This is a genomic window from Nonomuraea sp. CA-141351 (genome assembly GCF_050944675.1).
Classification (GTDB): domain Bacteria; phylum Actinomycetota; class Actinomycetes; order Streptosporangiales; family Streptosporangiaceae; genus Nonomuraea.
This window is the reverse complement of record NZ_CP191982.1, coordinates 4,988,980-5,007,297: the sequence shown is the minus strand read 5'-3', so window position 1 is coordinate 5,007,297 and position 18,318 is coordinate 4,988,980. Positions and strand designations below refer to the sequence as shown.

Below are 18,318 nucleotides of genomic sequence, written 5' to 3'. Positions count from 1 at the left end.
CGGCGGGAGGCCCGCGGTGAGCGGCGGCGAGGAACTGGCCGAGCGGGTGCACACCCTGCTGGCGGCGCCCCGGCCCTGGTCCATCACCCAGGTCGGCGACCCCGTGCTGCGCCGCCCGGCCGAGCCGTACGACGGCCAGCTCCCCGACGGCCTGCTGCGCGAGCTGCTCGACGCGATGTTCCGGCACCTGCCGGGCGTCGGGGTGGGGCTGGCAGCGCCGCAGATCGGCATCCCGCTGGCGCTGGCCGTCATCGAGGACCCCGCCGACGTGCCGCCGGAGATCGCCGCGGAGCGGGAACGCGTGCCCCAGCCGCCGCTGGAACTCGTCAACCCCGTCGTCACTCCCCTGGGGTCCCGGTACCACGCGTTCTACGAGGGGTGCCTGAGCGTCGAGGGGCTGACCGCCGTCGTCCCGCGCCACGCCCGGGTCCGGCTGTCGGCCTCCGATGGGGGCGGGCGCGCGTACGACGTGGAGTTGTCCGGCTGGCCGGCGCGGATCGCCCAGCACGAGACCGACCATCTGAACGGCGTCCTGTACCTCGACCGCGCCGAGCCACGCTCGCTGTCGACCACCGGCAACTACGAGCGCTTCTGGGCTCCGGGCCAGCACGTTCGAGCTGACGGCGACATACCCCTGGACACGTGACCACGTCTTCACCGTGAGCTGGCGCTCGACCAGCACGACGCCGTGGTGCGGCGGGACCCGTGTCAGCCGGCGGCCGAGGGGCGCCCGGCGAACCGGCGCAGTGTGTCCAGCCCCGACAGACCGTAGACGTCCTCCACCGCGTCGGCCAGCAGGTGGCAGGTCCTGAACCGGTCGAGCGGGGTGAGCCCGAGCCGGGTCAGGTGCAGGTACGTGTAGTTGAGCAGCACCCGATAGCGCAGGAAGGCCGGGTCGGTGAAGATCGCCTCGTGGTAGGCGGGGTTCTCGAAGACCAGGCGTTGCAGCTCGTTCGGCTCGCGGTGCGGCGCGGGCGGGTCGCCGGGCCGCACCCGGAACGCCTCGCCCCGCTCGGTCATCGGCTGGACCAGCCGGCCGTCGTCCAACAGCGCTCCGGCCCGCCGCCGGTACTGCTCCAGCAGCGCCGCCCACTCCCGTACGAACGGTACGGGCGGGGCGGCGGGGTCGTCCAGGGCGGTGACGACGTCCCGCACGCGCTCCGTCAGCGCGGCGCGCCGTTCCCGGAAGCTCTGCTCGAAAGACGCGCGGACGCCCTCCGGGTCGGCCGCCCAGGTGATGAATCCCTCCGCGTGCATCCGGTACGAAAGGTAGCTGCGGTTGATGCGCTGCGAGGTGTGCGCGACGGTCAGCATGAGGCTCAGCGCCAGCCCGACCTTGCTGTCGCGGCCCGCGCGCACGTGCTCCAGCATGCCGAACAGCAGCGGGGTGGCATCGGCGTAGAACGCGGTGAGCAGGTCCACCGCCTCGTCGCTGCCGAGCACGTGCCGGCGCGAGTCGTACGGCGCGTCGCGGACGGAGTTGTCCGGCGGCCACGGCGTGAGCGGCCCGCGCTCCTGCTCCCGCACTGCGAGCAGGCGGTGCCTGACCATGCTCGCGGCCGGGTCGAGCGCGGCCGTCGAGGGGTGCTCGCGCAGGTAGGCGCCGACCACCTCGTCCACACGCGGGCGCACGACCTGCTCCCAGACAGCATGCGCCGCCTTGACGTTGATCCGCAGGTGCGGGCCCTGCCGCCAGTGGCGCAGTACGTACGCCGCCTCCACCTGGCCGCGCAGTCCGTCGAGCAGCGGCCGCACGGCGTCCAGCAGCAGGCCGTCCTTGTCCGGCGCGTGGTAGTAGACGTGCACGCAATGCCAGTCGGATACGGGCGAGCCGGTCAAGGGGACCACCTCCGGGAGTCGGCGAGGCCGGCGACGGCGCGGGCCGCAAGGAAGGACATGTGCTGCTCGATCCCGGCACGCAGACCCAGCCGGTTGTGGAACAGGTGGACGCAGCGCATCAGGATCAGGGCCACCGTGCGCCGCTCCGGCGGCGCGGCCAGGGCGAGGAACGCGTGCGGCGAGCCCGAGTCGAGCGGCGCGCACCGGCCGGCGGCGTGCAGGGTGTCGAGGTCGTCACGCAGCACGCGCAGCGACGACGCCCACGTGGCCAGCAGGCCGCCGCCGGACTCGGACGCGTCCCACAACTTGCGCGTCTGGGCGAGCAGGGCGTTCTTACGGCGCCGCCAATCCTCCTCACTCGCCGAACCGCTCCCGGCCCCCTGCGCCTCACGGGCGCCCGTGGCCAGGCGGTGGGCGGCGGAGGGCAGGTCCGGCTCGCACACGGCGGCCGCGACGGTCAGCGCGGCCAGCCCGATCGCCGCGCGCCGGCCCATCTCCGTCCCGGCGCCCAGCACGTCCAGCGCGAGCCGGCTCGACACCGCGAAGTGCCGTTCGGCGGCGGCCACGCAGGCGGCGTCGCCGTACGCCTCGTACTCGGGCCGGTAGCCGATGAACGCCACCGAGCCGGCGGGGTGCAGCCGCTCGTCGTAGCACGTACGCCGCTCGCCCTCGGCCATGGCGGCGGCGAAGGCGCGGTAGGCCGCCGCGTCGACCGAAGGAGACGGGTGCGCGGCGAAGTGGGCCGCCGCCCGCTCACGCACCAGGTCCCGGACGCGCGGCATCCGCGCCGGGTCCGGCACCTCCAGCCGCAGGCGTACGTGCTGGCCGCCCTCCCAGTAGCGCAGGAAGAAGGCGCGGCGCGCCGTGCCGTCCGCCGCCAGCTCCTCCGTCACCGGGCCCACCACGTCGGTGATCAGCGGGTCGAGGTCGCCGAAATGGAACAGGTGCGCGCCGACCCAGCGGCCCTCGTCCGTCCGCGCCGCCGTCATCGGTCCGGCCGCGCGGAGAGCTGCACGACGTACTCGGTGACCCGCCCGCCGGCGCCGTACCTGGGCGCTTGGGAGGGGTCGGGCAGGGCCTCCTCGAGCACCAGCAGCGCGCCGGGGTCGCGCAGTGTGCGCAAGAACCCGGTCAGCAGCAGCATGTCGGTTACGTCCACGTACATTGGCTTGCGGTCCTTGCTCAGCAGCCCCACCAGCAGGCCGTGCCGGAGGTCCACCACCCGCGCGAAGAACCGCCTAGGCACCCCGTGCAGCGCCAGCCACTCGGCCAGCCTGGGCAGGTAGGCGGCCTCGCCCTCGCCCTTGGCCGGTACCGGGAAGGCGCCGGCCCGTAGCCGCCAGGCCGCCCGGGCGAGCGTCACCCGCCCGACGTCCATCCGCGGCCAGCGCTCCACCACGCCCTCCGCCGGCGCCTCGCCCCGGGTACGGAACACCCAGCCGGGCACCATCGCCGTGGACGGCTCGCCGAACGTCCGCACCAGGAACTGCAGCCATGGAGGCAGCCAGTACTGGGCGGTCATACCGAGGTGGACGGGTCGGACCGGGCGGCCCGCACTGTCGAACAAGGTCAGCCGGTCACACCCGGGGTCGTAGCCGACCGTGAGTTCCGCCGGCGCGACGCGCGGAAGGTGCGCGTCGGGGGCGGTGAAGGGATGGTCGAGGGCGAGGTCGGCCGTGGCCGGGCGGACGTTGAGGCCGCCGCCTGCGAGCCCGCGGCACTCGGCCACCAGGACGTCGCCCTGCGCGGCCCGGAGTTCGGCGGCCGGCGGCGCCTCGCCACCTGCCAGGACGACCAGCCGGTGCAGCCGCGACAGGCCGCGCCCGTACCCGGCGGAGACCGAGTTGACGACCGCGCGCACACCGCCGGGTCCCGGCACGGCCTGCAGGTAACAGCAGATCGACCCCGGCGGCCGGACGAAGCTCGGCCAGTCCTCCGCCATGGCGGCCAGGCGGGCGGCTGTGAGGTCCACCACCGGCTCCCGGGCGCCGGGCCCCGCGCCGGCCCGCTCCCAGAAGCTCCGCCGCAGCTCGGTGAGCCGTACCAGACCGGGTGGGGGCTCGGCGTCCGGCACCGCCCGAGTGCCCGCGACCGGGTCGCGCAGCATGCCGCGCAGCAACGCCCCGCCCTCCCCCGGCTCCTCCTTGTGGATCTCGCGGTAGAGGTCCAGGGCGGGGATCCGGCCGCCGGGGCCGTGCCGGTCCAGGAAGTACGCGGTGGCAGCGATCTTGACGGGCAGGTCGGGGTCGAACAGGCCGAGCAGCCCGCGCACAGCGTCGAGGTCGTCGCACACTCCGCGCCAGGCCGCCGCGCTCAGCCGTCCCGCGACGCCGGGGATGACGGCACTGTGCCAGAGCAGGTTCTTGTCGGGCAGCGACGGCCCGGCCGGCAGCACCTCCCGCAGCGCCTCCCGCACGACCCCGGCCGCCTTCTCGCCACCATCAGGGTCGCGCAACACCTCGGCGACCCGGCCGACGGCCTGCGCGTACGGCGCGGGACCCTCCTCCGCCAGCCACGACGCCAGCCGGCCCACCGGGTCGGCGCCCTGCTCGTCGTACGGCGGGACGAGCTCCAGCAGTCCCGCGTCGACCAGCGGCTCGATCCCCGGGGCGTCGGCGAGGGTGGCGCAGGCATGCTCGCGCACCCAGTCGAGGGCCTGCCGCACCGCGGGGCTCGCGGACACCCCGGACAGTGGCTCGCCGTGACCGGCGCTGAGGAACCAGATCCGGTCGCCGTCGTCGGCGGCGGACGGGTTGATGCGCAGCCGGGCCCGCTCCCGTACGCGCCGATGCCGGGTGAGCACCGCCCACAGCGGGCGCAGGACCGCCCGGTCCAGCTCGACCACGACGCGCCAGGACGGTTCACCGCCGGTTCGCACCGCGGGACCGTCCGCCTCCCACCGGCCCAGGCCGCTGAGGGTGAACGTGGCGTACGGGCTGGTCTTGACGGTCGCCCGGGCGAGGTAGCGGGCCAGCCGCAGCAGTTCCTGCCGTTCCGGCGGGCGGTCGGCGGGGCCGGCGAGCCAGGCGTCGAGGCGGCCGGCCAGCACCGGGCTGCCCTGCGCCAGGCCGTGACGGAAACCGGCGTCGGACACCGCCTCGCGCAGCAGCGCCGTCTTCTCCCGCGACTCCTCCGCCAGTACGGAGGGCAGCGCCGCGCGCAACTCGTCCGCGCGGCGCCTCAGGGCGGTCCACGTGCCGATCCGGGCGGCCAGGTCCGCGGGGAGGGCTGCCAGAACGGACGCGGCCCCGCCTGACGGAAGGCGCCCGGAGAACACCGCGCGCCGCAGCGCCACCAGCCCGGACTTGAGAGGGCCGGCCGCCACGTCGCCGATCACATCGTGCAGCGGATCGGACAGATCCGCGCCCTCCCGCCGCAGCCAGGCCGAGACGTTCGCGAGCTCGTCCACCAGCCGCCAGGTCCGGGTGCAGCGCATCCGGTCGAGCCCGGCCACCGGCAGCCCCGCGACGCGGACTGCGAAGACAGGCGACAGTGCATAATCGGGATCAACGAGCCTTACCGGGTCGCCGTCCCCAGCGACGGGGACGGCGTGCGCTACATGGGTCAATGGAACGCGCTCCTCGTGGGGGTTCGCCAGGGGCCGAGGGCGCCCACGGCACGGGCGCCCTCGGCCCTGCTCGTCACATCAGTGGCCGTGCGGGCTCTACTCCTCCGGGGCCCAGCAGCTGGTGGCCGTCAGGTACGACGAGCAGTAGCCGGTGGCCGAGGAGGCGCCGGTCTCGATGGTGCCGTGGCCCTCCACCACGATGGAGTCGGCGGACACGACGTCAATGGAGTCGACGTCCAGGCCGCGCAGGTCGAGCTTGAGGTTCTCACCGGACATGTGTGTCTCCTTCTGAGATGAAGATGTCGAAATACTGTTGATCTGAACGGGTCACGCTGTCGTCGAAGTGGGCACCACCTCCTCGCGTACAAGAGCCGGCATGGGGCGGGCCACCAGGGGCCCGCCGGTCGGTGGGGTGCCCATCGCCAGGAAGGACAGGCTCCGCAAGGGGGTTCCGGCGAGGCCGAGCACCTCGTCGGTGGTCTCGTTGGCGCCGTCGGAGTGGATGCGTGTGGCCAGGCCCAGCGCGGTGGCGGCCAGCGCGGCCCGCTGGGCGACCAGGCCCGCCTCCATCTGCTGCATGCGGTACCAGCGGTCGCCGAACAGGTGCGCGCCCGCGACCGGGTCGCCCACGGGGACCAGCGCGGCGGCGGCCCCGCGCAGCGCCACCCGCGTGTTGGCCAGCAGCCGCCCGGTGGCCACGGCGTCCACCTGGCCGGCGCCGGCCAGCTCGTGAAGCGTGTGTCGTGCCGGGTCGTACCAGTAGGCGCCGCGTGGCAGCCCCTCCACCCGCAGGGACAGCAGGCACAGCGCGGTCGCGGCGGGCCCTGTCGCGGCACCGGGCAGGTCGGCCGGGTAGCCGCCGCCCGCCGCCGCGAGCACGGCGCCGAGCGCTTTCTCCATGAGCGGCACCGGCCGGTAGCCGGCCAGCGGTGACGTACGGCGCGCCACCGCCGCGGCCGGCCAGGCCCCGGGCGCGGGCTCGGGAGCCGGGACGGCCCGGCCCGCCGACGCAGGCAGCCGCGGCCGCAGCACTCCGGTCAGTTCTGATGGGCCCACCTCGTCCCGGGAGCCGACGTCCGGGGACGCGGACGTGCAGGCCCGGTGCAGGGCTGCGGCGGGGCCCTCGGGCATGGCCCTGGGCAGCGGGGTGCTCTCCCCCGCCACCGGCTGCGACATCAGCTCGCCGACGCGGGAGGAGGCCGGCGTCTCACGGGCGCGGGCGTGCGGCAGGGTGAGGGTGAGCACGGCCAGCGCGGCCTCCCGGGTGCCGTCCAGCCCGAGCAGCCGGTCCACCTCACCGTCCGGGAACCGCAGGCCGGCCCGGCCCGCCAGTCCCAGCCGCCCGCCCACGGCCAGCGCCTGGGCCACGAGCACGCCGGTCTCCTGGCAGATCAGGCGGTAGCCGAAGTCGCCGTACTTGAACATCGACCGCCAGAACACCGCGGACAGGACGACCGCCATGTCCGCCGCAGGACCGTCCACGAGCAGGCCGGTCAGCGCCGGGACGTGGTCGCCGTCGCGCACGCGCTCCAGCTCGTGGTGGACCGGGTTGTAGTGGTACAGGGCGGCGGGCAGGCCCGGCTCGCCCGCGGCCACGTACGCCTCGATCGGGTACAGCCCTCCGCCTGACGGTGCGGGCCGGCCGGTGAGCAGCATGGGCGGCCGCCCCAAGGGTTCGCCGCGGTCGTCGAGGTGGTGGGACCACACGAGCCTGGTCATGCCGAGCAGGTCCCGCAGCAGCTCGCCGATCAGGCCGAGGGGCGAGCCGTCGCCGGCGGCCCAGGGCAGCCGCGCGCGTTCGGCGCCCGGGTAACGCTTGTGCCTGGTCGGCGCGGCGGCCCAGTCGATGGACAGCGGGCCCCGGTTCCGCATGGCGGCCAGGTAGCGGCGGGTGGCCGCGCCGGGCGCGCTCGTCGCCGTGGTCGTGTGCATCAGGGTCTGCCTCGCTTCCTTCGTCGTGTCCCCAGGGGCCGCGGCGACCAGTCAGGGGAACGGGTGAGGGTACGGGTTCAGCTCCGCGGGCCGCAGGTCGCGATCCCGGTGACCGAGGACCCGTGGCAGGCTCAGCAACCGCGGCAGGCCGTGGACGCGCCGGTAACGGTGCCCGAAGGTCATGGACGTCGTCCCCGGCACGATGACCTTCGCGCCGGACAGGCCGCACGCCCGCGCCTCGGGCGAGGTGATGTCGACGGCGATCACGTCGAGCCCGCCTGCCAGATAGCGCCCGGCCAGCTCGGCCACGTCCGCGCAGAGGTCGTCGTGCTCGGGCCAGCCCACCCGGGCCGTCACCTCGGCCACGGTCAGCGCGGGCCCGTCCAGCGGCAGGAAGCCCAGCCGGTCGAACGCGTCCGGGTGGCCGTAGGTCAGGGGATGGTGCTCCAGCAGCCGCACCTCGTCGGAGTCGGCCGCCAGCCGGGCCGACGACGCCGGGTCGTAGCGTTCGACATGGCTCGCCAGCATCGGGCTCAGGTCCTCCAGCGCCCGGCGGAGAGCCCGTTCCGGGGCCAGGTGCGAGGCCGAGCCGCACAGTGCCCGCGGCCGGTCCGGCCGGCCCAGCGCGTCGACGGCCATCACCCAGAACACCGGCACCCGCTGCTCCAGCAGCGCGGCGAACGCGTGCACGTCGTAGCCCAGCCGGTCCCGCACCCGCTGGGCGAGCATCGGGATGCGGCGGTCGGCCGCCGAGCCGAGGTCGACGCGCGGGATGGGCATCCGGGCATACCAGGTGGCCAGGGCCGCGTCCCGCTCGGCCACCTCCAGCAGGCCGTACAGGATCGCCTCGGCCGGGTGGCCGCCCAGGGCACAGCCGTTGGAGCACTCGTAGGCGAATCCGAGGTCGTCCGCCGGGCGGGGGCCGAAGAAGGCGTAGCTCTCCGGCACCAGCACCGGCGCGTCCCGGCCGAAGGAGTACGCCCACACCCAGGAGGTGGGCCGCTCCGGATGGAAGCGGGTGAACAGGAAGCCGGGCTGGTCGTACCAGTCGTCGGGGTAGAGGCCCAGCGTGCGCGGGTCGAGGGCGTGGTCGGCGACGTCGTCGTACGCGGCGCGCACGACGGTCCGCCGGCCACGCGGGTGGATGCCGGCGATACGCTCCAGGGCCTCGGCGACGGCGGTGGCCCGCGCGGAGGCGAAGTCGTCGCTGCGGCCGTAACCGTGGTGGCTCTCGTGCTCGGTGCGGGCCGGGCTGAGCCGGGCGACCGCCATCGGGCCGCCGCCGCGCTCCTGCGCGATCAGAGCCTGCACGATGCCGGTCTCCGCGTCGACGAACCGCTGTTCCAGTTCCGCCCCCCGGCCGCTGATGCCGCTGACCCGGAACGTCGCGGGATCCGGCTTGGGCGCCGGGCGCGGGACGTACTGCCCGGAGTGTGGACCATCGTCCGGCCGTGCGCCGCAGTCGGGGCAGAGCGGGTCGGGCAGGAAGGGGTGGCGGCGCACCGCGGCGGTCGGCAGGTGGACCTTCAGCAGCGCGCCGACGGTCCGCGCGGAGCCGGGGTCGTGCCGCAGCCGGTGAATCTCATCGGCGACCAGCGCGGCGACCGTATGCGCGACGAGCGGCGTGAGCAGGGAGCTGGGCCGCGAGTCGAGGTCCGCGCCCCACTGCGCGCGCAGCAGGTCACGTGCCACAGCGTCCGGCCGGTTGCCCGCGCGCCTCCGTCCCACACAGGTCGGGCAGCCGGGCCGGGACGGACGGGCGGCCGGGCCCACCAGTGCCCAGCCGGCCTCGATCCGCACCGGCAGCCACGGCACGTCCCGCTCGGCCGCGCGTCGCGCCACCGCGGGGTACGGCCGCACGTCGTCGGCGTCGCTCGCGACGACGATCGCGCCGCTCTCCGGTCCGGCGGTGGAGGCGAGGGCTGCGCGGATGGCCGCGTGCAGGCGGCCCTCGCCCAGCACGGTCACCGGGTCAGGGTGCGCGGCGGGTGCGGCCGTGGTGATGGTGAGCTCAGTCATCGAGCAGCGCGACGCGGGTGACGAAGGGAAGCAGCCGGGCGGCCTCGGGGTCGCCGTGGAGCGGCACCGCCACCGGCACCTTGCCCGCGCGGCGCAGTGCCCCGGCCATCATCCGCACGGCCTCTGAGGGGTCGCCGTCCGGCGCCCAGAGGGGACGGGCCTCGGCGTACGCGTGCTGCCGGGCGGTCCGGGACTGCCAGCGCAGCAGCAGCCGTTCCAGGCCGTCGCGCAGCGCCGCCGGGACGGTGGCGGCCACTGACACGAGCGCCCCTCGACCGGGGACGGCGAGGGAGACGGCGGGTACGCCGAGGACGGCCGTGTGGTCGCGGACCCGCGGTGTCTCACCGGCCAGCACGAGCTGTCGCAGCAACGCCTCCGCGACCGGATCTTCCACGGGCCCCACCGGCGCGCCCGCCCCGGCGTGGTCCTCCGCGGGGGCTGCCATCGGCCCGTCCATCCCGGTCGGGCCGGTGTGGTCGTCCGGGGCGGCCGACAGGTGTGTGGCCAGCAGGTGCTCGCATTGGGCCCGCAGACCGGCGGCCAGGGCCTCCGGCCATCTCAGGCCGGCGCCGGTGCCGACCGGCGGGCGTAATGTGCCGGTGCCGGTGAGCCGGAGATCGTCCGCCGGTACGGGGCGAGGCCGCCCCTCCGGCAGTTCCACGCCCCATATCACCCCCTCCCCGTCGGGGTCGAGGGCCAGCAGGCCGTACGTGGCGAGGGCGGCGAACAGACAGCGCAGCCGGGCCGTCCGCTGGTCGGGTCCCCAGCCGAACGCCTGCGGCGGCGGCGCCCAGCCGGGCAGCGCGCCGAACGGGTCGGAGACGGCCGCCTGGCACACCGCCAGCGGGGACTGCGCCAGCGCCTGCTCGTCCAGCATGCCGAGCAGGCCCAGCCGGGAGTCGACCAGCCCGGCGGTGAGGCCGAGCAGCCCTTCCGCCTCGACCGGCGCGGCCGTCGCCAGCGCGTCGGTCAGCTCCCTGATCTCCTCCGAACCTCCGCCAGGACGGGCGCCCGCACGCGGATGAGCCAGGAACCGGTGCGGGAGCGTGTCGAGAGTGCGCAGGTCCACGTGGGTGAGCAGGCGCGCCGGGCCCGTGTCGAGCTCGGTCACGTGAGAGAAACAGGCGAGCGCCAACATGGAGGCGACCACCGTGGGCACCGGTCCTGCCAGCCAGTCCTCATCCGGTGTGACCTGAACCGCGGCGGGCAGCGCGGCCAGCCGGTGCCAGCCCGACTCCGCGGCCGTCACCGAGGGCTGTCCCACTCCGCTGAGCCAGACCTCCGCCGGGCCGACGAGCGCCTGCCCCAGCACCACGCCGACCGCCTCGCAGGCACGGGCCGTCGCCACCAGGGCGTCCAGGTCCGCGCTCACCTGGAGCACGACGTCGGCGTCCCCGGCGACCGCCCGGCCGAGCGCGTCGCCGTCGGAGGACAGCATCCGGATCTCCTGACCGGGGTCGCGGCGGGCGGCGTCCGCGGCCCGGCCGGCCGCCGCGGCGTCGGGACAGATCACAGTGACCCGCCGCCATCCCGAGCCGAAACACGCCCCCACCAGCGCCTCCAGCAGCGGGCCCGCGCCGGCCAGCACCAGGCGGGCGCGGCGTATCCGCTCGAACCGGGACTCCGGCGAATCCAGTGCGTAACCGATAAAGGCGATCTCCTCCGCGTACGCACGCAGCTCCGCGCCGGTCAGCCCGTGCGGCCGCGCCTGACGGGCGTCCACCACGAACCGCTGCTCGGCGAGCCGGCCCACCAGACTCTCGACCATGGCCCGCTTGTCGCCGGGAAGTCGCGCGGTGAGCTCGGCCAGGGTGTGGCGGCCGGTCAGCGCAGGTGCCAGCCTGGCGAGCCAGGCGTAGGCCTGCCGTCCGCGCAGCGTGCACGCCCCATAGTCGCTGTGCACGTAGGCGCCGTCAGGGCATTCGACGAACCGGACGTCGTCGCGCAGCTGCGGTCTCATCGCCGGATCGGCGTTTGGGAGCGCTCCCATGAACGTGATGTTATGGATGGAAACCGTTTATGTAAACCCATAAATCGGCTCTTTTATGTGCGTCTATTGCCAGATATAATCGCGAAATTCTCTTGTCAATTACGGAATGTCGCTTACCCGATGAGCCGCCGCAGGGCTCCCCGCGGTCGAAACGTGCGGGCCAGGATCAGGGGCCCACTTCCGGGGCGCGTCCCCTTGCCAAGCCCGCGTCGCCGCCCAGAACCGGCTCTGTGCCCGGTGTTTCAGGTGGTGGTGTCGCCGGTGCGGTCATCGTCGAGTGGGCCGACCGCAGCAACACGACCGGCCATGATGCCGTCATCCAGCGCAGCGTGCGGGCAGGCGCGAGAGTGACGTGCGCCGCGATGACGGCGCCCGCTCCTGTTCGACGTCGGCGGGCAACCTCCCCGATTTTCAGGCCGGAACGGCCTCCTTCGCCAGGGGAGATTGGAGACTAAAGCGCCGATTTGTGGACGTAGACTCCAACGTGCCGTGCAGGGGCGGCGGACCTACGAGCTTGCGACGAGCACCCAGAGGCTATGGCCGACGCACATCATGAGACTGGTGGCGGCGACGAGACCGGTGAGTGAGAGGGCCACCACGCCGAGGCCGGCCTTGTGCGGTGGCGGGGCGTCGCCGGTGAGTTGGGCCACCCTGGCGGCTGCCGCGCCGTCGAAGGCGGCCACACCCCGGGGCGCGGTGCTTCCATCCACGGCCAGCAGCGCGCCTGCGACGTGGCGGGCGCCCACCTGCGCGATCGCCGCGCGGTCGGCGGCGAGCTCGGCTCGTTCCCTCTGCACGTGGGCCGCCCATCGCACCACCGGGAGAAAGAACAGCACGTCCGTGGCGGCATTCATCAACACCCTGCGCAGGGGGTCGCGGCGCCGCGCGTGAGCGGCTTCGTGGCAGAGGACGGCGTCCAACTCGTCGCCGCTCAGCGTCTCCGTCAGTCCCGCGCTGACGTACACCCTCGGTCTCAGCATCCCCGCGCAGAAGGCCAGCGGTTCCCCGGTGGGCAGCAGGGCTGCCCTGGGCGAATCCGGCCAGGCGAGCGTAGTCTGCGGCAACCTCGCGACCGATCGAGCGGTCCGCCAGGCCAGCCACGTGGCCCGGACCGCGACGGAGACGATGCTCACGCCAGCTACGATCGCGAGAGCCAGCCCCCAGCACTCAGCCGTCGTCATGTTCATGCCGGGGGACGGAGTCCAGAGCAGCCGGAGGATAACCAGCATCACGACGCTCACCAGGAGGAGCGGCCGGCGACGCAGGCTGTAGAGGATCATTCGCGGAGTTCTTCCAGTCGCCTTCGTTGCTCGGGTGTGAGGGTGGCGAGCCGGGCCGCGAACGCGGCGAGAGCCGCGTCGCCGTACCGCTCCACGAACCTGCTCGTCTCCTGCGCGCTCACTGTGGCCAGGAACTCGCCGGGCGACTGCACCAGCCGGTAGCGGTGCGCCCGTTGTCCGGCTTCGGCGCTGGAGGCCAGCAAGCCCTTGTCGGCCAGGCGGCGCAGCGTGGTCATCACGGTCGTGTACGCGAGTTCCGGCAGGAGTACGTGGATGTCGCGGACCACGAACGGCTCCTTGACGGTCCCGGACCACAGGGCGCGCATGATGCGGCCTTCCAACGGCCCCAGCACCGCCGCCGCGCGATCGAGTTCGTCGCTCACCCAGCACCTCCTATTGCCTGATAGTAGCAGGCTGGCCTACTATTGGCACTTAGTACTACACACCGATAGTAAAGAGTGCTGCCATGTATGACGTGATCATCATCGGGGCGGGTCCGGCAGGGCTGAACGCCGCGCTCACGCTGGGGCGGGTACGCAGGCGGACGTTGCTCCTCGATGCCGGACCCGGGCGCAACGCCGTGAGCGGCGCCGTGCACAATCTCCTCTCGCGAGACGGCATACCGCCCGCCGAACTGCGGACGACCGCCCTGGAGCAACTGGCCCGATATCCCGACGTGGAAGTTCGGCAGGCGCGCGCCGTCCATGCAAGGGAGGGCTTCATGGTCTCCCTCGACGATGGAGCGCGGGCCGAAGCCGCCCGGCTGGTGCTGGCAACCGGGGTGCGAGATGAATTGCCCGCAATTCCCGGCTTGGCCGAACGCTGGGGGAACGGCGTGGTGCACTGCCCGTACTGCCAGGGATGGGAACGTCAGGGGCAACGCATCGCGGTCCTCGACGTCGGCGGTTGGGGTGTGCACCAGGCCGTGCATCTGGCGCGGCTCAGCTCCGACGTCGTGTTGTGCACCAACGGCGGCGAGATCTCCGACACCCAGCGCGCCATGCTCGCGGACAGAGGGGTGCAGATCCGCGAGGACACGGTGGACCGGCTGGAGGGAAAGGGCACGGCGCTGGCGCGGGTCGTCTTCAAGGACGCCGGTTACCTCGAGAGGGACGCGCTCTTCGTGCATCCCGCCACCCGCCAGGGCTCAGACCTGGCCGAACGTCTCGGCTGCCGGCTACTGGAGGACGGTTCGGTCGAGGTCGACGACTTCGGTCAGACGTCCACGCCCGGCGTCTACGCCGCCGGTGACATGGCCAGGCGTCCCGCGATGCCCTTCGCCGGGGCGCAGGTCGTGCTGGGCGCCGCCGCGGGGGTCGTCACCGCGGTCACCATCGACCAGGAACTCCTCTACGCGTGAAGGCCGAGGGCCGTAGTGAAGATCTCGCGCAGGCCCTCGATGACGAACCGGGCGAGTTGCTCGTCGCTCACCGGCGGCAGCAGGGCCGCGGGTGGCCCGCCGTACAGGGCGGAACCGAAGGTGTGCAGCTCGCGCCTGGCACGGCGGTCACGGGGCGGCGCGTGAGCTCCTCGTGGGCCCAGGTCAGGTGCGGGCGGGCCAGATCGTCCAGCTCTCCGGGCACGAGGTAGCTGCAGTGCAGCTTCGCGGCCAGTGGCAGCTTATCGTGCGTCTCGTCGAGCCAGCGTTTCTCCTCGGTCGTGTACGCCCCGGCCGAGGGTCGCGATCAGGTCGAGGTCGCTGCGTCCCTCCTGGTAGTCGCCTCCGGCGAGGGAGCCGTGCGCCTGATCCGAAAATCGGACAGTACGCGTGCAGGCGGTAGCGAACCCCAGCGTGACGACTGCCGTTGGGGTTGGCTGTGCGTGGAGGTCAGGCGGCGGTCTCCAGGATGACTTTGAACCCGAGGGCTTCGAGCTGGCGGACGTGGTCACGCTTCTTGCGGTCAGGGTTGATACGCAGGGCGAACCAGTCGGAGCCGAGATCGTTGTATCGGGCGTTGGGATCGGACAGAAGATGCCAGACGATGGTCAGGATGGAACGGCCGACCGCGACGATGGCCTTCTTCTTGCCGCGTCTTCGGGCTATCCGGCGGTAACGCTCGCCCAGGAAGGAGTTGGTCCGGCTGGCGCCGACAGCGGCTTCGCCGAGGGTCCGGGCCAAGTAGCGGTTGCCCTTTCCGGTGGAGCCGCGGCCTCTATTCTTGCCGGCTGGCTGCTTGAGCCCAGGTGCGAATCGCGCCCAGGAGGCCAGATGGCCCGGGGTGGGGAAGCGGCGCATGTCCAGGCCGACCTCAGAGATGATCACATGCGCTGCGGTCAGGCCGATCCCGGGCATCTCATCCAATCGGTCAACCGCTGAGGCGAAAGGGACGATCTCCTCCTCGATCTTGCGTTCGACCTCGGTGATGTCAGCCTCCAAGGCGTCGATACGGGCGAGAATTTTGCCCAGCAGGAACGCGTGATGGTCAGTGAATCGCCCGGTGAACGCCTCCTCCAGCAGCGGGATCTTCCGCCGCAGTGACGTGCGCGCCAACTGCGCCAGCACCTTGGGGTTGCGCTCCCCGGCGATCAGCGCGGCCATCATGTCCCTGCCGGAAGCGCCGAAGATGCCGCTGGCCACGACACTGAGCTTGATCTGCGCGTCCTCCAGCAGTTTCTCCGCGCGGTTCTTCTCCGCGGTGGCCGTGTTGACCAGGTCGTAGCGGTAGCGGGTCAGATCACGCAGTCGCCGGATCTCGGCAGGAGGCACGAAGCTCGGCCGGATCATCTGGCGTTCGGCGACCTTACACAGCCATACCGCGTCCAGGACGTCGGTCTTAGGCCTGCCGGGCAGGTGCTTGACGTCTTTGGCGTTGACCAGCCACACCTCAAACCCTTGAGTCTCCAGCAGGTAGAACACGGGCTTGCAGTAGTCGCTGGTGGCTTCCATCACCACGCGGGTGACGCCTAAACAACGCAGCCGATCCGACATGCCTAGCAGCGAGCGAGTCATCGTGGAGTAGGTCTGTACCTCCTGCAGCACCAGCATTCTCCTTGACCAGCCACGAAGGGAACGGGGATGGTTGCTCGCAAGAGCCGCAAGGACCGGCGGAATCTAATCCACGTGCTCAAGGCAACAACCATTAGGTTCATGCGCGCTTCCGCGAGCGGCGGCGGGTGAGATTTCCGCCGCCGACTCAGGAAATGCTGCGTCCTTCCACCGCGTCGAGCACCAGCGGGCTGGTGCCGGCGTCGCCGCGCGCGCCGAATCCGTAGCGGTAGCCGGTCCGTACCTCCGGGTCCGACAACGACGGCAGGTGTTCCAGCGTGGGATCGAGACCAGGCCCAGGCTGTCGCAAGAGCAGCTGCTGCTGGTGCTCTGCAGCACCAGCGACTCGCTCGAGAAAGAGGCCCACTACCTGCAGATCCTGGAGCAGCACCAGGTGCCCGGCATCCTCATCACGCCCGCCGGTCAGGACATCTCCCATCTGATGAAGCTGCGCCGGCGCGGCATCGGCATGGTGCTGCTCGACAGGCCGGGCGCAGACTCCCAGCTCTGCGCGGTCGCGGTCGACAACGGCAGGGGCGGCGAGATGGCGGGCGCCCACCTGCTGTCACTCGGCCACCGGCGCATCGCCTTCCTCAACGGGCCGTCGATCGTGCGGCAGTGCGCCGACCGGTGGGAAGGGCTGGTGAAGGCGGTGCGCGCCGCCGGGCTCGACCCGGACGAGGTGATCATCGAGATCACCCTGCCCGGCCTCACCCCGAGCGAGGGCGAGGCCGCGCTGGAGCGGCTGTCCCTGCGCAAGTGGCCGACGGCGCTGCTCTGCGTCAACGACACGGTGGCGCTGGGCGCTCTGCGCGGGCTGGAGCGGCGCGGCATCACCGTCCCGCACGACATGGCGGTCATGGGCTACGACGACGTGGAGTTCGCGGCGCTGCTGTCGCCGTCGCTCACCACGGTCCGCCAGCCGAAGCACCAGCTCGGCCAGGCGGCCGCCGAGCTGCTTCTCACCGACGCCCGCGGCGACGCGGCCACTGGCATCAGGAGATCGTCTTCCAGCCGGAGCTCATGGTCAGGGCGTCAACGAGCGCCTAGTTCGACCTCCCCGCCTGTCTAGGTGTACTCAGCTATTAGGTTGGTTGCGCACGTGCTATTGGCCGGAGTTCGCCCAGGGCACTGTGCCGACGGCGATTGTTGTAGTAGTCGAGCCACGGAGCGAGGGCGTCGGCGCGCTCGTCGCTGCCGGTAAACACCTGGCGGTAGGCCCACTCGGTCTGGAGCGTCCGGTTGAGTCTCTCCACCTTGCCGTTCTGCCAGGGACAGTGGGGCTTGATGAACTTCTGTTGGATCCCGTTCTCAGCGCAAAACTCGCGGGGTGAGTAGCGGTAGGCCCAGGCGTTGTCCGTCATCAGGCGTTCGATCTGGGTGATGCCGTGGGCAGCGAAGTAGTCGTCCACGAGTGAGTGAACGAAGTCGTAGCCGACTTTCGTGCGGCGATCTGGCCAAGCGAGGCGGCTCCACGCCCATGCGCTCGCCAGCCGCCGCCATCGGGAATGCGCCCGATCTTCCACGTCCATATGAACAAGCTCGCCAGGATGCGTGCGCTCGTAGCGGATTGCGGTGGCCTTGGACGTCCGGATGAGGTCGCCGGTGAGGGGATCCAGCGTTGAGAGCCGGGGCGCGCCGTTCCGGGCCAGAACCCGTGACACCGTTCGCGGGGGCATCCCGAGTTCGGCGCCGATCCAGTCGGGGCCGCGACGCGACTGACGGCGCATGTCCATGATGCGCTGCTCAACTTCGGTGCTGGTGCGACGGGGCGACGAGTGCGATCTGGACGACCGGTCACAGAGCCCTGCTTCTCCTTCCTGCTTGTATCGGTCGCGCCACTTCCTGACGCAGTTGCGAGAGATGCCCATTGCCTTGGTGATGTGTGCTTGGGGCCAGCCGGCTTGGTGGCGGGAGACGATGAGACGCCGAGCGTGGACCGTGGTGCGGGCATTCCCGTGTCACACGGTCTATGCGCCTTCGCCGGCGAGCAGGTCCTGCATGTCCCCAGGCAGATACATGTTCGGGAACAGCGGACCGCCAGGGTCGAGGACGGCCGAGTGGTCGAGATCGCCCACGGACACCGGCACGTACCGGGCCGAGCGCACCAGTTCGCTGGCGGTCGCGAGAGCGCCGGCGTCGTCGGCTGCCACAGCGATGGCCCAGGTGTCGGGCTGGCGCGTCGCACGACTCACAAGCAACTCGTCCTGGACGTGCGTGAAGGCGCGGGCCACCTTCGCCTGTGGCAGGAGGTCCGCCAGCCACCGTCCGTGAGGTTCGTCCAGGGCCGACCGAATCCGTCCGTCCTCGACAACAGAAGGCACTTTGATGACCGATAGGCGCACGGATGTGACCGCTCCAGCGCGTTTCGGCGCCGAGGGCTGTTCGCCAAAGGACATCCTTGAGCGAATCGGGACAAGTGGTCAATCCTGGTAGTGGCCGCGCTGGCGCGTGAGCCCTACCGGTTCCGAGCCCTACAACGAGCTGTCGAAGGCATCTCCCAGCGCATGTTGACGCTCACCCTTCAGCGGTCTGAGCGCGACGGGCTGATCACCCGCACGGTCGTTGACTTGCGCCCTCCCCGTGTCGAGTGCGCACTCACCGCCACCGGCCAGTCCCTGACCGTCCCGCTTCGGTCGCTCGCCGACTGGGCCGAGGAGCACCGAGGCGCCATCGCAGCCAGCCGGGCCCGCTAGGAGTACAT

The 18,318-nt window shown here is 72.3% G+C and carries 15 protein-coding genes and 1 pseudogene; 4 read left to right on the top strand and 12 right to left on the bottom strand.

Annotated elements, in window-relative coordinates:
- Positions 1 to 16: 16 nt before the first annotated feature.
- Positions 17 to 646, top strand: a complete 630-nt coding sequence (locus tag ACQPWU_RS23635) for a peptide deformylase (RefSeq protein WP_433443603.1) — start codon at positions 17 to 19, stop codon at positions 644 to 646.
- A 62-nt stretch (positions 647 to 708) separates the two neighbouring features.
- On the opposite strand, the gene ACQPWU_RS23630 is transcribed toward ACQPWU_RS23635, so the two are convergent.
- The 9 genes from ACQPWU_RS23630 to ACQPWU_RS23590 form a co-directional block, all read right to left on the bottom strand.
- A complete protein-coding gene (locus ACQPWU_RS23630; protein ID WP_433443601.1) occupies positions 709 to 1,839 on the bottom strand; it encodes a thiopeptide maturation pyridine synthase in 1,131 nt (376 codons plus the stop codon).
- Positions 1,836 to 2,828, bottom strand: a complete 993-nt coding sequence (locus ACQPWU_RS23625; protein WP_433443599.1) for a lantibiotic dehydratase C-terminal domain-containing protein — start codon at positions 2,826 to 2,828, stop codon at positions 1,836 to 1,838. The genes ACQPWU_RS23630 and ACQPWU_RS23625 overlap by 4 nt, the downstream gene beginning before the upstream one ends.
- Positions 2,825 to 5,407, bottom strand: coding sequence for a lantibiotic dehydratase (locus ACQPWU_RS23620; RefSeq protein ID WP_433443596.1), 2,583 nt, complete (start codon positions 5,405 to 5,407; stop codon positions 2,825 to 2,827). Before ACQPWU_RS23620 ends, ACQPWU_RS23625 begins: the two co-directional genes overlap by 4 nt.
- A 96-nt stretch (positions 5,408 to 5,503) precedes the next feature.
- Positions 5,504 to 5,683 carry a hypothetical protein gene (locus ACQPWU_RS23615; protein ID WP_360711752.1) on the bottom strand — a complete coding sequence of 60 codons (180 nt, stop codon included), beginning with the start codon at positions 5,681 to 5,683 and terminating at the stop codon, positions 5,504 to 5,506.
- A gap of 51 nt (positions 5,684 to 5,734) precedes the next feature.
- Positions 5,735 to 7,339, bottom strand: a complete 1,605-nt coding sequence (locus ACQPWU_RS23610) for a SagB family peptide dehydrogenase (protein WP_433443594.1) — start codon at positions 7,337 to 7,339, stop codon at positions 5,735 to 5,737.
- A 51-nt stretch (positions 7,340 to 7,390) separates the two neighbouring features.
- Complete coding sequence (locus ACQPWU_RS23605) at positions 7,391 to 9,358, bottom strand: TOMM precursor leader peptide-binding protein (RefSeq protein WP_433443592.1); 1,968 nt, start codon at positions 9,356 to 9,358, stop codon at positions 7,391 to 7,393.
- Positions 9,351 to 11,348 (bottom strand): hypothetical protein, encoded by a 1,998-nt coding sequence (locus ACQPWU_RS23600; protein WP_433443590.1) that lies wholly within the window; start codon positions 11,346 to 11,348, stop codon positions 9,351 to 9,353. The genes ACQPWU_RS23605 and ACQPWU_RS23600 overlap by 8 nt, the downstream gene beginning before the upstream one ends.
- Positions 11,349 to 11,854: 506 nt before the next feature.
- Positions 11,855 to 12,481, bottom strand: a complete 627-nt coding sequence (locus ACQPWU_RS23595) for a M56 family metallopeptidase (protein ID WP_433443588.1) — start codon at positions 12,479 to 12,481, stop codon at positions 11,855 to 11,857.
- A 143-nt stretch (positions 12,482 to 12,624) separates the two neighbouring features.
- A complete protein-coding gene (locus ACQPWU_RS23590; protein ID WP_433443586.1) occupies positions 12,625 to 13,011 on the bottom strand; it encodes a BlaI/MecI/CopY family transcriptional regulator in 387 nt (128 codons plus the stop codon).
- A gap of 83 nt (positions 13,012 to 13,094) precedes the next feature.
- Here ACQPWU_RS23590 and ACQPWU_RS23585 point away from each other — a divergent pair, with 83 nt between their 5' ends.
- On the top strand, positions 13,095 to 13,988 hold the full coding sequence (locus ACQPWU_RS23585) for an NAD(P)/FAD-dependent oxidoreductase (protein ID WP_433443583.1): 894 nt from the start codon (positions 13,095 to 13,097) through the stop codon (positions 13,986 to 13,988).
- A gap of 468 nt (positions 13,989 to 14,456) precedes the next feature.
- Here ACQPWU_RS23585 and ACQPWU_RS23580 read toward each other — a convergent pair whose 3' ends face one another.
- Positions 14,457 to 15,614 (bottom strand): IS110 family transposase, encoded by a 1,158-nt coding sequence (locus tag ACQPWU_RS23580; protein ID WP_433443581.1) that lies wholly within the window; start codon positions 15,612 to 15,614, stop codon positions 14,457 to 14,459.
- Positions 15,615 to 15,882: 268 nt separating this feature from the next.
- Between ACQPWU_RS23580 and ACQPWU_RS23575 the strand changes: the two genes are divergently transcribed.
- Positions 15,883 to 16,686: a substrate-binding domain-containing protein gene (locus ACQPWU_RS23575; protein ID WP_433443579.1), complete on the top strand. Its 804-nt coding sequence runs from the start codon at positions 15,883 to 15,885 to the stop codon at positions 16,684 to 16,686.
- A 13-nt stretch (positions 16,687 to 16,699) separates the two neighbouring features.
- Here ACQPWU_RS23575 and ACQPWU_RS23570 read toward each other — a convergent pair.
- Positions 16,700 to 17,563: pseudogene (locus ACQPWU_RS23570) on the bottom strand (IS481 family transposase); the annotation flags it as partial.
- Positions 17,564 to 17,584: 21 nt separating this feature from the next.
- Positions 17,585 to 17,959, bottom strand: coding sequence for a hypothetical protein (locus tag ACQPWU_RS23565; protein ID WP_433443578.1), 375 nt, complete (start codon positions 17,957 to 17,959; stop codon positions 17,585 to 17,587).
- 90 nt (positions 17,960 to 18,049) lie between these two features.
- On the opposite strand from ACQPWU_RS23565, the gene ACQPWU_RS23560 reads away from it, so the two are divergent.
- Positions 18,050 to 18,310 carry a winged helix-turn-helix transcriptional regulator gene (locus ACQPWU_RS23560; protein WP_433443576.1) on the top strand — a complete coding sequence of 87 codons (261 nt, stop codon included), beginning with the start codon at positions 18,050 to 18,052 and terminating at the stop codon, positions 18,308 to 18,310.
- The last annotated feature ends 8 nt before the right edge of the window (positions 18,311 to 18,318 follow it).